The organism is Mycobacterium sp., assembly GCF_044370595.1.
Taxonomy (GTDB): Bacteria; Actinomycetota; Actinomycetes; order Mycobacteriales; family Mycobacteriaceae; genus Mycobacterium.
The window spans coordinates 1-13,166 of record NZ_JBILVF010000090.1 but is presented as its reverse complement, the minus strand read 5'-3'; the positions used below and the strand labels follow the sequence as shown (position 1 = coordinate 13,166).

At 66.9% G+C, this 13,166-nt stretch carries 4 protein-coding genes; 1 reads left to right on the top strand and 3 read right to left on the bottom strand.

Annotated elements, in window-relative coordinates; genetic code table 11:
- Nucleotides 1-881: 881 nt before the first annotated feature.
- Entirely contained in the window at nt 882-10,430 is a 9,549-nt protein-coding gene (locus ADBZ5N_RS12325; protein WP_526257769.1) for a beta-sandwich domain-containing protein, read from the bottom strand.
- Nucleotides 10,431-11,586: 1,156 nt separating this feature from the next.
- Here ADBZ5N_RS12325 and ADBZ5N_RS12320 point away from each other — a divergent pair.
- Nucleotides 11,587-11,841, top strand: coding sequence for a VldE C-terminal domain-containing protein (locus tag ADBZ5N_RS12320; RefSeq protein WP_526257768.1), 255 nt, complete (start codon nt 11,587-11,589; stop codon nt 11,839-11,841).
- Between the two features lie 50 nt (nt 11,842-11,891).
- Here ADBZ5N_RS12320 and ADBZ5N_RS12315 read toward each other — a convergent pair whose 3' ends face one another.
- Together ADBZ5N_RS12315 and ADBZ5N_RS12310 are read right to left on the bottom strand one after the other, a co-directional pair.
- Nucleotides 11,892-12,515 carry an RES domain-containing protein gene (locus ADBZ5N_RS12315; protein ID WP_526257767.1) on the bottom strand — a complete coding sequence of 208 codons (624 nt, stop codon included), beginning with the start codon at nt 12,513-12,515 and terminating at the stop codon, nt 11,892-11,894.
- The gene (locus ADBZ5N_RS12310) at nt 12,509-13,018 is read right to left on the bottom strand and encodes a hypothetical protein (protein ID WP_526257766.1); all 510 of its coding nucleotides are present in this window, start codon (nt 13,016-13,018) and stop codon (nt 12,509-12,511) included. The genes ADBZ5N_RS12315 and ADBZ5N_RS12310 overlap by 7 nt, the downstream gene beginning before the upstream one ends.
- Nucleotides 13,019-13,166: the final 148 nt, after the last annotated feature.

The following is a 13,166-nucleotide window of genomic DNA, read 5'->3' as shown; positions in this document are numbered from 1 at the left end:
CGCACCACGGCTGTGTCCTAGCCACCCGCGACGCCCGAGCCACCGGCACCTACCAGGCGGTTGGCGCGAAGATCGAAGTGGTGAACTGAATGACTTGCCCTCCGGCCGCTTGCTTGTTTCGCGTATAACGTCCCGGTGGGCGCCGTCGTAAATGAAATGTCATGCCGGTGTCATTTGCGACATTTGGTGAGACGACATCGCAGCCGCTGACTAGTCTAGGCGGGCCGTTATTTGCGCCGATCATCTGAGTCAAAACAGTGCAGCACGCGTCGTTGCGCCGTCTGTCGCGAGCTCGCACCTGCAGGTTCCTTCCCTTTCGATGGCGGATGACCTGCGCGGACAGCCCGGTCGCATCAGCCAGTTCCCGCAACAGACCCATCCCGGCGTGCGACACCACCCCGCGACCGTCCGCCGATACTTTCACCCGCCGCGCCGTAGCGATAGTCTTCACTTGCGAGGTGCCTTCCAGCCCGGATATTGAACCGTAGAGAAGTCCAATTATCCGTTGCAGGACAGGCACTTTCGCGTATCAACACCCCGATACACCGACATCCCGCGAAAAATCCGGGTTAGGGATTAGCGAACAGGCCACGCTGCTCAGTCTGCTACATCTGTCCAAAGGCCGGTGCCCGCCGCCGCTGTCGGGGACTGATTGCCCTGCTATTCGGGGCTGCGCGAACGTCCACGGTCAGCACCGGACCAGGATGTAGAGCAGCGCGATGAAGGAGAGCATCGTCGCGCCGCCGATTTTCCAGGCCGGCCATTTGGTCGGCGGATTGGGGGAAACCGGAGCCGGCATGCTCATGAGCCAAGGCCACCGGCCCCCAGTTTCAGCAGCCTCAGCGGCAGTATTCCCCCGGAATCCCCGACCTCGCGTGGCTTCAGAGCAGCGAAATTCCGAGGATGCCGATTTGCGGCGACGGCGTGCACGACCCGACGTCCTGACGACACTGGTTGGAGTTGTAGGGCAGGGTCAGTGACTTCAATGTCATGCCGTCCGGAATCGCATACGTGTACCCGTACACGTTGGCGGTGTTGCCGGTTTCGTTGCCCAACTGGTTGATCTGGGTCCCGGCGTTGATGAGGACCTCGCCCGGGACGGACCCCGGCGTCGGGGTGGAAGCCCAGTCGCTGAAGGTCTGCGTCCAGGTCGCCGTACTGCCGTCGGTGAAGGTGAGAACGATGTCCCCGGTGTGCGTCCCGTTACTAGCGCCGATCATGAACAGATTCGTGAAGGACGCCCCGGACGCGGGGGCGGGCAGGTCGATCGTCTGGCCGGTGCCGGGCCGGTAGCCGTACTCGTTCCTCGAGGGCGAATAGTATTCGCCCAGCGCCTGGACCACGTTCTTCGGGCCGTTGGAGCCCCCGACCTCTCCGCTGCTGGTCGGGATCGCGCCCACCTGGAACGCCGCCCCGGCCCAGGTCATGTAGACCGTGGAGTCCACCGAGCCGGACCCCTTGGCCCAGCTGAGGTTGAGATTGTCGGAGTTGTAGTACTGGCCCGCATTGTCGAAGCCCTGCGAGTTCGCCACCTGCCACGGCGCGGTGGTGATCGCAAAGGCATTCGTGTAGCTGCTGAGGTCCACCATGGTGGGCTTGGTCGCCGAAATGGAGAGCACGCCGACGTTCTGATCGGCCGGCAGCGTGATGGACACCGGCGTCGAGCCTTCGGGCACCCAGTAGGAGTAGCCGTAGACATAGGTCGTCGTGGCCTGCGTGGCCCCTGACGCCGTATCGCGGTAGGCCTGCGAGGCGATGATCCACTCACCCGGGTAGGACATCATCCCGACGCTCGGCACCGTGGAGTCGACCGGGTAGGAGCTGTAGGTGAAGCTGGCCGGTCCGATGGCCCCGCCGCTCGAGGTCGACGAGACGTACACCGGTGTCGCCCAGTCGCTGTAGGACTGCTTGATCGAGTCCGAGGTTCCGTCGGCGTAGTTCAGGACCAGAGTGTTGCCGCTCTGCCCGCCGTTGGTCCCCGCGGCGGCCAGGCTGATCACACAACCGCCGCCCGTGCAGGCGTTCACGATGCCCTTGGCGAGGTTGAGCTGCTGCGTTCCCGCCGCCGCCTGCTCGGCGGTCTGGGTGTAGGAGCCGTAGACCGTCTGCCCGTCACCACGCAGGATGTTGGGTTTGTTGGGGCCGCCGATCTCGAAGTCGACGCCGTTCCACGGCGCCGTGGTGATCAGGGTGGACAACGGTTCCTTGGTGTTGCCCGCCATCGGGGCGGTCGGGACCGCCTGGGGCGGACCGCTGATGGTGTAGACCCCGGGACCGCCGTTGGTCCCGCTGACGAACGCCGTGATCGTGGTGTTGTCGGCGACCAGGGGCTGCCCCGGCTGGGTCGTGGTCAGCGCGGTGGACGGCGAGACCCACTGCGGCGGGCCGCTGATCGTGTAGGTGCCCACCCCGCCGGAGCCGGTTCCCAACGCGGCGATCGTGGTTCCCGGGGCCACCCCCGGCCCCGATATGGCCTGGCCGATTCCCAGCGCCACCCCGACCGGGGCGGCGATGCCGGTGACCGTCAGGGTGGTGCCGGGCTGCGCCGCGGTCATCGTGGTCGACGCCGCGACCGACTGCGGGTTGCCGCTGACCGTGTAGGTCCCGACACCGCCGTTGGTGCCGCTGACGAAGGCGGTGATCGCCGTACCCGAGGTGACCCCGTTGCCGGCGATGAGCTGACCGACGGCGATCGGGGTGCCGCCGGTGACGTTGGTGACGGAGAGCGTGTTGCCCGCGTTGCCGACGGTGCCGTTGCTGATAACCCCGGTGAAACTGGCGGTCTGGGCGTTGTTGATGCTGCCGGTGAAACTGGCATTGGTCTGTGTGTAGAAGTTCGATCCCCCGATGGTCTGGCCGACGGTGATCGTGCCGCCGGTGACACTGGTGACCGTCAGGGTGTTACCCGGGCTGATCGAGGTGATCGGGGTGGACGGCGAGACGAACTGGGGCACGCTGACCGAATACGCGAGTTGCGTCGCGGTCATCGCGGTGGACCCGATCGATTGGCCGGCACCGCTGAGCGAATAGGTTCCGACGCCGCCGGCGCCCCCACTCCCGCTGAGCTGCCCGGTGATCGTGGTTCCAGCGGCGACACCCGGCCCGGAGACCACCTGGCCGGCCGCCAGCGGTGTTTTGCCGGTGACGCTGGAGACGGTCAGGGTCGTGCCGGGACTGCCGGCGGTTCCGTTGTTGATCGTCCCGGTGAAGCCGGACGTCGTGCTGAGGACACCGGTGACGGTGGTTCCCGGAGCGACACCCGTTCCCGTGACGGTCTGCCCGACGCTGATAGCGGAGCCGCCGGTTACCGGACTGGAGACCACCAGGGTCTGGCCGGCCTGGGCGGCTTGCATCACCACGCCCGTCACCGACTGGGGAACACTCACCGAATAGGTTCCGAGACCGCCGGGTTTACTGCCGGCGGCCTGGGTGAGCTGCCCGGTGACCGCCGTCCCGTCGGCCACCCCGGCACCGATGACGAATTGACCGACGGCGACCGGGGTGCTGCCGGCGGCGACGCTGGAGACCGTCAGGATGGAGCCCGCGTTGCCGACGGTGCCGCTGTCGATCGTTCCGATGAACGTGGCGACCTTTCCGTTGGTGATGCTGCCGGTGAACGTGGCGGGCGCCACGCCGTTGTTGATGGTCGCGGTGAAATCGGAGGACGCCGGGGTGGGCTGACCGGTCAGCAAATTCCACGAATACGAGTTGCCGTCGCCATCGAAGCCGCCGGTCGAGGAGATCGCCGTCCCGTCGGTGACGATGCCGACCCCGCTCCACGGGGCCACCGACGGCGTCCCGACCAGTGAGATTCCGAGAATGCCCACATTGGAGTTGGTGGGCAGGGTCAGTGACTGCACGGTCTTGCCCGGGGCGATCGCGTAGGAGTAGCCGTACACGTTGGCGGTCCGGTTGACCGTGTTGCCCAACTGGTTGATCTGGGTCCCGCCGTTCATCACCGCCTCGCCCGTCACCGTTCCCGGTTCAGGAGTCGACGCCCAGTCGCTGAAGGTCTGGGTCCACGTGGCGGTGGTGCCGTCGGTGAAGTCCACCGTGATGTTCTGGTTGGACTGGGTCCCGTTGGCACCGGCCCCGATCATCTGCAGATTGGTGTAGGTCCCACTGGGCATGTAGATCGTCTGGCCGTCGAACTGCGCCACGTTGCGCGGGCCCTTCTTGCCGCCGACCTCGCTGTTGCTCGTCGGGATCTGGCCCACCTGGAAGGCCGAGCCGGCCCAGGACATGGTGATCTCCTTGGGCGGCGGGTCGCCCTTGGCGATCACGTCCCCGCCCGGGGGAGTCATGTTGTCCAGGTCGTAGGCGTCGTAGTAGTTGCCATTGCCGTCGAAGCCCTGGCGGTTGGCCACCTGCCACGGCGGAGTGGTGATCCCGAAGGTGTTCAACGGGCTGTTGGAGACGTTCTGGCCCAGCGACACCGCGATCGCGGTGGACATCGCCAGACCGACGAGGATGACGTCGGGGTTATCCGCCAGCGTCACGCTCTCCAGGGTTTTGCCCTGCGCGATCGGATGCGAGTAGCCGTAGATGTAGTTCGTCGTGTAGTCCTTGAGCCCCGCGGCGGTGTCGCGGTAACTCTGGGTGGAGATGATGCCCTCGTTGGGGTTGTAATCCGGTGTGCACCAGTCGCTGAACGACTGGGTCCAGTCCTCACTGGTGCCGTCGGTGTAGTTCAACGTGATCGTCTGATCGGGCTTGCCGCCGTTGACCGCAGCCCCTGCCAGGTTGAGCAGGTTGATCGCCTGGTCGAGCCCCTTGTCGCTGGTGTCGATCTGGGCCGATTTCTGGGCCGCTGACAGCATGATCGTCTGTCCCTGCGACCGGGCGACGTTCGGCTGGTTGGTCTGCTGGCCCCCGGCTCCGTTGACCGCGAGACTCGCCACCGAACCCAGGGCAAAATTCACCCCGTTCCAGGCCAGCGTGGCCGAGCTCGATCCGGGAATCAAATCCCAGGAATAGGCGTGGCCGTTGCGGTCAAGGCCGCCGTTGGTGAACGGCGTTCCGTCGCTGACCATTCCGACGCCGAGGCCCTTGGTCGAGAGCACCGTCGTCCCGTCCGACGCCAGCCACAGCTGGCCACCGGCGGATTGGCCGTCGGCGTCGCTGCTGGTGCCGAAGAAGTTGGCGTCGGTGACCGTGAAGTACGTGGTGCCGCCGTTGGCCTGGAGACCGGTGAACGAGGCGGAGGTTCCGGCGGTCGTCACGGTTGTCGCGGTGTCGCCCGCGTAAGCCGTCGCGGTGTAGGACACCACCGGGGCGCGCTTGGGGGTGGCCGGCGGTTTCCAGGTCAACGTCGTCGACTCGCCCGTCGCGCTGCTGACCAGCGGGGCGGCCGCCAGCCCGGACGGCGTTCCCGGTGTGGTCGGCAGGAACAGCGGACCCCCGAACTGGCTGTTCTGCGCGAAGACTCCCTCCGGCGCGCCGGTCGGAAGGCCCGTCTTGGGGTTCACCGTCACCGGCGAGGCGAACGGCGCGACCTGACCGAACGTCTGAATGCGGGGAATGGGCCCCAGGGCCATCGGAGCACCCGGGGTGTCCAGCAGGCCGTCGGCGGGCGTCCACACCGGAGCGACGAAGGACGGCGAGCCCGCCGTCTTCCAGTCATAGGCGGTTCGAACCGGGGTGAAGCTCGAGGAGTTCGCGCACCCCGTCCCGCCCTTGATGTCCTCGCACACGATGACGTTCGCAAGAGCGACGTAGTAGGTCAGCCAGGCGCCCACCGCCGCGAATCCGTTCGTCAGGTTTGCCGGGTTCAGGTTGGCGAGGTACTGCGCTCGCTCCGCCCCCTCGGATCCACGGCCCGCCATCCAGATCGACCCGTCCGGGCCGAGCGTGAGGCTCTGCGGCCGGCCGGCGTCCTGCATCATGGTTTCGCTGACGCCGAGCCAGGATGTGGGGATGTCGAGGGTTTTGGTGACCTTCAGGAAATCCAGTCCGTTGGTTCGGTTTCCACCGTTGTCCGCCTGGTAGGCGTTGGGGTTGTAGGTGACTTCGACGATCTTCCCGCTGCCCTGCTTCCACAGCTTCGAGATCGAGCCGAACGTCACCGCGCCGCCGTCGGCGGCCAATTTGCAGTACTTGCTTCCGGCCCCGTCCGAGGCGGCCCGGCATCCGATGTAGGCGCCGCCGTATCCGAGCTCGCTCAGCAACGACGTCGTGCCCACCGCGACCAGCACAGCGTCCTGCCCCGGCACCGCGATCATCCCCATGGCCCCCCGGCCCACGTCCTGACGGTTACCGCAGGACGTGTCCGCACAGGAGGAGTCGATGCGAACGATGGTGGACTTCAACTTGAAATCCTCTGAATTGTTCACGCGGACAACGCCACCCGTGGCCGGTACGGCCGCATCACGGCCGTTCTCTTCGGAGTCGTTCACCCAGAGAGCGTAGGTGTCGGCGGACATCTCGATGCCGGCCGCTCCGAACGACGTGGTGGACCCCACACCGACCGACTGATCACCGGCCGGCGTGCTCACCTGGTAGGTCCCGACTCCGCCGTTGCCGGTGAGCACCTTGGTGATCGTCGTACCCGGGGCGACTCCGTCTCCGGTGATGAACTGGCCGACGGTCAGCGGGACGACACCGGCCACCTGGTTCGCATCATTGGCCACCACGGAACGGACTTTGGAGACCGTCAGGGTGGTGCCACTGATGCTCCCGGCGAAGGCGACGGGGGCGGCACTGGTGGGCGTGATGGCAAAACCTGCGGGGGGATGCATGAACTGGTACTTGAGGGGTTGGGTCGCCCACGAGCCGTCACCAGTCGGTGCGATCTGCTCGAGCGCGCCGTTCTTGAAATTCATTTGGCCGGCGCCCTTGCCCGTGTTGTTCAGGAACGTGTTGACGCCCACCCACACCGTGCCGTCCGGGGCGGCCGCGAACGTGCCCCACGTGGGCGCGCCGCTCAGATCGATGGTCTGGGCCGACATCTGGCTCATCGCCGTGGAAGAGATCACGGTGGGGACTCCGCTGATCAGGTAGGTGCCCACTCCGCCGCCCACGCCGCTGAGCTGCTTGATGATTCGGGTTCCGACGGCAAGACCCGCCGCCGATACGGTCTGGCCGACGACGATCGGATTGCTGCCGGCGCCCATTTGCGTGACCGTCAGGATCGAACCCGGGTATGCCCCTTCCATCTGGGTCGAGGCAGCCACAAGTTGGGAATTGCCGGGCCTCAGCTGGTAGGTGCCGGTCCCGCCCAAAATCGTCGGCGAACAACCCGACGGCGCCCCGGCGGACCCGCAGTTGGCGGTAGCCGCCATCGCCGTGGTCGCGATCGACTGCGGGGCACCGCTCAGCGTGTAGGTCCCGGGACCGCCTGTGCTGCCGGTGGTCTGGGCGCTGATGATGGTTCCGGGGGCGATTCCCGGCCCGCCGATCACCTGGCCCACCGCGAGCGGGGTGGCGCTGCTGACGGTGGACACCGTTAGGACCGAGCCGCTACTTCCGGCCGTGCCGTTGTTGATGGCCCCGGTGAAGGGGACACCGATGACCTGGGACACCGGCACCTGGGTGCCGTTGAACAGCGCGGTGAGTTGCTGTTTGATCTGGGTCCCGGGTTTGACCGTCGTCCCCGGCGCAGCGGTGAGAATCTCACCCGGGGCCACCGGGACGCTGTTGCCCGCGGATACGGCGGAGACGGTCAGGATGTCGCCGGCGCTTCCATTCCCGTTGCTGATACCGCCGGTGAAACTTGCCGTCCCGGTGCTCCCGGGACCGACGCTCCCGGTGAATGTGATTCCCTCGGCTTCGATCCGGTGGACGTAACCGACCTGCTTGCTCAGGTTCTTCGCGAACCTCGCCCACCCGCTGCTGTTGGTCCCCTGGAGACCTCCGCCCAGACCGGCGCTCGCGACGAAGATCTGGCCGTCTGCGGACTCGACGAGCGAATGGGGTATCGCTACGGCCTTCTCACCGTTGGGGCTGTTGGCGGTGTCACCGCCGCCGGTTCCATTTGTTCCGTTCATCGTGGTGACGAAACTCGCCGCAAGCTGCCACTGGCCGTCGACGAACTTGTACTGCCGCACTTGATCTTCCGGCAGCGGCTCAGCCGCGGCCTGAAGGAATTTGGCCTGCGCCTCCGGCGAGATACTTTCGATCGCCTCCTTGATCTTCACGAACTCCTGGAAGTTCCCGGTCACGATGGAACCCGATTCCAACGCGATCTTGATCAAGTCCCCCCAGGTGCCCACGAGCTTCGTCGGAGTGGCCACCAACTGCACCGGCACCTTCCACCCGGTGGCCGCGGTTCCGGTCGCGACGCTGACCGTCGGGTAGTTGTTCACCGTGACGGGTACGCCGTTGAGGTACTCGGTCGTCGTGCTCTCGACAGTGGTGGTGGTGAGTTTGAACTGTTGGCCGACGTTCTGAGACTCGCGGATTCGCTCGCCGCCGGCTCTGGCTTGGCCGTTCCCGACCAGGAGTTTGTAGGTCCCGGTGGTGCCGTTCGCGGTGTACTCGGGCGCACTAGCCCACGCCTCGCCGGTCTGGAGCGTGATCGCCTGTTGGGAGAACGAGGTGATCTTGCCGCCGCCGGGAAGCGTGCAGTTCTGGCCCTGGTTGGACTCGCAATTGGTGACGGTGAGGTAATCGCCGGGCCCGGTGCCGTCCTTGTTGCTGATGTACCCGGTGAGCGTCGTCGCCATTCCGTTGCTGTAGGGATTCATCCAGCCGATCGCGCGGTGGATGACCTTGGCCAGCGGAGAGCGCTGGTAGGCGACCCACACCGAGCCGTCCGACGCCGCGAGCATGGCGGTGGGATCCAGTAACAGCGACAGGAGGGGGTCGGCCGGCTCCGCCCCGCTCCAGTACCTCAGGCTGGGGATGCCCTCGGTCCTGCCGTTGGGCAACGGTGTGGAGAAGTTCGGTGTCACCTCGAATACGAAGCGGGCGTAGGGATTCGGGGTGACGGAGGTGACGGTCGCCTGGTCGGCGAGGGTCGGCAGGCCGGCCGGCTCAGTGGTACTGGTCGGGTTGACGGAGCAGCCGTTCTTGGTGGTGCAGGTGGTGTCTGCCAGGTCCACGCCCGCGCCCAGATCGAAAGTGTAGGAGCGGGTTTCGGCGTCGGTGTAGACCGTCGCCAGGCCGGGGATCACCGAAACTCCGGTGCTGGTCTGGACGAGGCCGGTGCCGAAGGGTCCCTTGGGTTGCGCCCCCGTCGGGGGCGCGTACGACGGCGAGGTGGTCGTGTCCGACAGACCGGCGAGCCACGCGGTGTCCGTTCCGTTCGCCTTCTTGGTGCCATCGACGGGGAAGCCGAGTTGCAGGTCATTCGCGTAGGGATCGAGGACGTCCTGCTTCATCGTGACGGTGTAGCTGTCGACGACGATGTTCGGGTCGATGCCCCAGGCACTCAGGACGGTTGACGGCAGAGTCTGCAGCGTCGGGGCGTCCCAGGTGAGCTGGAACACCCCGTTCTCGTCCGGAGTCAGGGTCAGGTTCTGCACCTTCGACGCGAGTTGCCAGCCCTGCAGGTTGACGTTCGGTGCCGGTGACCCCGCGGTGGGGTCCGACGATCCCGTCCCGGAGGTCGACCCGGTGACTCCCAACGTTTGCGTACTCACGCCGGCCCACTGCTTGCGGACCAGCAGCACCGCCCCGGCCACAAGATTCTGGAACTCTCCGGCCGGCAGACCGGCCGCCCAATTCGCTGCGGCGCCGAGCAGTCCGCCGATCACGTCGTTGAGTTGACGCCCGGCCGGGCTGGCCTGCATCCGCGCCGCGGGGGACGCCGCCGCGTAGGACGGGTCGGTGACCACCTTCTCCAACGCACACCACGCGCACCGCGTCGCGGCGGTGGGCACCGCGGCCGCCGTCACGGCGGTCGGGATCGCCGCCGCAGGCACGGCGGTGGGCACCGCGGCAGGCGTCGCAGCGGAGGGCGACGCGGGCATCGTCGCCGCAGAAGGTAACTGCCCCACCACGACCGTCGGGGCGACGGACCCGACGGGACTCCGCGGCCTGCGCGTCACCCCGGGCGGGACGGCGGCGGGTCCCGCCGGCGCAGCCGTCCCCCCTGCCGCGCTGGAGGCTCCAGCCGAGACCCCACCGGCAGGGACGCTGGACATCACAACCCCGTCTGGGATGACGTCGAGGATGACCGGGCCCCTCGCCCGGCCCGGACGGGTCGACGCCGCCGGGCGCGCCGGAGTCGCGGCCACCACACCGGCGTCACCAGCGTCGCCGGTTGGCGACTCAGCCACCTGCTCGCCACCGGAGCCGCGAGGCGGTTGCGGCAATCGCGCCCCGCGCTGCGCCCCGCGAGGCGAAGGAGACGGCGCCGATACCTCGGAGACCGATTCACCCTCGTCGGCGCTGTCGTCGGCAGCAGCCACAGCCGGTGTCCCGGCCAGTGCCACACCCAACGCCGCTACGGCGGCAACACGTGCACCACGCCCGGCCCGACCCGCCATTCCGGCTCCCTCGCTAATCGCCAGCTTGGGTGCAAGCAGCCCGACCGGCCCGCCATTACCGGTTCGTGCACACGGGTCAGATGGAAGGTCTTCCACACCTGTTGACTGACGACAGCGTAGTGATAACTGTCACACATGTAAATGGTTTGGTTGCGTCCAGCAAAGTGGTGTTCGAGTCGGAGCTGATCGCAGTCACCGGCCGGGAGCCGGCGGGCCGTCCACTGGACATCCAGTGGCCGAGGAGTCCTGATCCAGTCATCGTTTATTCATCGGATATGACCGAGAATCGACTGGAATCGCACGGAGGTTATAGGTCCTAGAAATGACGAAATGCGTTCTGGCACATGACCTAGAATGAACTAGGCCGCTACGCTGAGAACCACCGTTCGCTATTGCGCTGGTCGCGGGTTCGAGCCCCGCCCGCCCTACAAAATGCCTGTATTACTTCGGCTGATGCTTGACACTCCTTTTTGTCAGCAGTAGCTGCGCTGGGCCGACGCGCGGCGAACGATCATCGGCGGAATGACGATCGGCCACTGAATCCGACCGGACCGAATAAAGAAGGCGAGTACTGACACCGCACCGGACATGGTTGCGCACCGTTGACATCTACTCCGGCGTGCTGGGCTCGCCGACGCCGCCGACGCCGCCGACGCCGCCGACGCCGCCGACGCCGCCGACGGCCGGCCATCTGATGACTGGTGCCCAACGGGTCACTTCACATGTGGTTGGATGCCGTGTCGTGACTCACCCGCTCCCACGCCCGCCGAAACCCTTCACGCGCAGGCGGTTGGTGGGTGTAATCGCCGGACTAGCGGCTCCGAGTGTGTCGTGGATCGCCACTGCGCAGGCTGACACGGACCAAGACAGCGGGACGAATCGCAATCAGGGCGGACGGACGGCGGGAAAGGTTAACGAGTCCGGGCCATCGGACCGGCAAGGCAGAAAGAACTCCGACAATCCGGCGGCATTCGGCGCCACTAAGCCACCGACCACCCCGCGCGACGAGGCCGAGATCACGGCGGCGGCCGAGGCAAAGATGGCGGCTGTTCTCGAAGCTGATTTGAAACGGTTGGGTTTTTCGGGTTCGCCGGCCTCTCAGTTAGCCGTGTTGGGTCCGGGTGGGTCAGTCCCGACAGTCGGAATGGGCGGTCTGGTGCCCAATGCGCGAACCTTGGCGGCCTACATAGCCGATACCTACCCCGGCGTTCAGGCCATCGGAGGTGTGCGCGCAGATCCGCTACCTGACCACCCCAGCGGACGAGCTATCGACATCATGATCGGGTGGAACACCGGTCTGGGCGATGCCATCAACGCTGATATTCAACGGCAGGCCCGCCGATTCGGTGTTGTGTACACGCTGTGGAGGGTGGCCAACCATTTCGACCACGTCCACGTCACGGTCTCCTGAAACGCGCCTGTTCAGCTACGAGCTGCCGCCGCCCATCATCCCGCGGGTATCTAACTGCCGAGCAGCACGTCGACGTGCAGCGGCGCGCAGAGGTCGATCAGCCAGAGCTGATCGGTGCCGGTCGCGAAAAGCCGCCCGAATGCCACATCCTGCGCCAGCGACTTCTCGCAGCGGTCCCCGAAGAACACGTACGCCCGGGAGTCGTTACACAGCCGCGACATCCAGACGACGCCGTCGAAGCCGGCGTCGTGCGCTGCCTGCGCCCACCGGACAGTGTGCGGGTAGGCCGTGGCGGCGCTGGCGGTGAGGTCCTCGGCGGTGACGCGCAGCGTCCGCAGCCCCAGCCCGTGGAACACGGCCAGGCGCACCGGACGGGTGACGGTGAGCCGGACCATCACCGTGCGGGCGTAGGCGTCGTAGGGCAGCAGCCCGCCGCTGGCGGGGATGTCGTGCAGAAGCGTCTCGGCGACGGCCGCCTCCTCGGTGGCCGCGGCGTAGAGGACCGGCACGGCAGGGTCGCCGAAGAAGGCGAACCGGCTCGGCGCTCCGAACCCGGGATTGAACGTCACCGCCGTGCGTCCGGGGGAGGCGGTGAACACCCGGTAGATCTGCTCGCCGGTGTCGAGGGTGGTGGTGGCGGGGTCGAACGGTGTCGGCGGCGGGCCGATCACCACTCAGCGGCCCATGCCCGTCGCGCCACCTCGACGACGCGGTCGGGGTCGCCGTCGATCAGTTCCACCGGGCGCAGCCCGTCGAGGTAGGTGGTGGGGGCACACAGCCACTGGACCACCGCGGTCTCCGACCACCCACACGCGGCGGCCAGTTCGCGCAGGGTCCGGATCACCGGCAGCGGGCGCCCATCGGCGCCGAACTGGAATCCGGGGTAAAGCGTCTGATGGCCGCGGGACACGGCCAGCAGGGAACCCCCGCGGCGCGCCGAGGCGGCCAGGTTGCGCGGCGCCGAGGAGCGCGAACCCATCCGACGTCCGACCTCGGCGCTGGTCAGCAGGCCGAACTCGGCGTCGATGCGGAAGTACAGGTTACGTTCGGCCTGCACCGCTCGAGCCACCGCTGGCTCGGTGTAGATCCCGACGGCGTCGATGGCCTCCCCGAGTGCCCGGGCGCTGGCGCTGATGCGCTGGGCTGTTTCGACGAGCGGCGCGGCGGCAGCGGTCATCAGTTTCCTCCCCGATTTACGTGCATATCGTGCGTTGCAACGATAACGCATGTTTGGCACTCGAAGGGGCCCGCACCGCACCACCTAGGCCAGAGGGGGAAAGCGGAACCTTAACCCCCCTGCGTAGCTGCTGCTGCTCCCGCTGGGA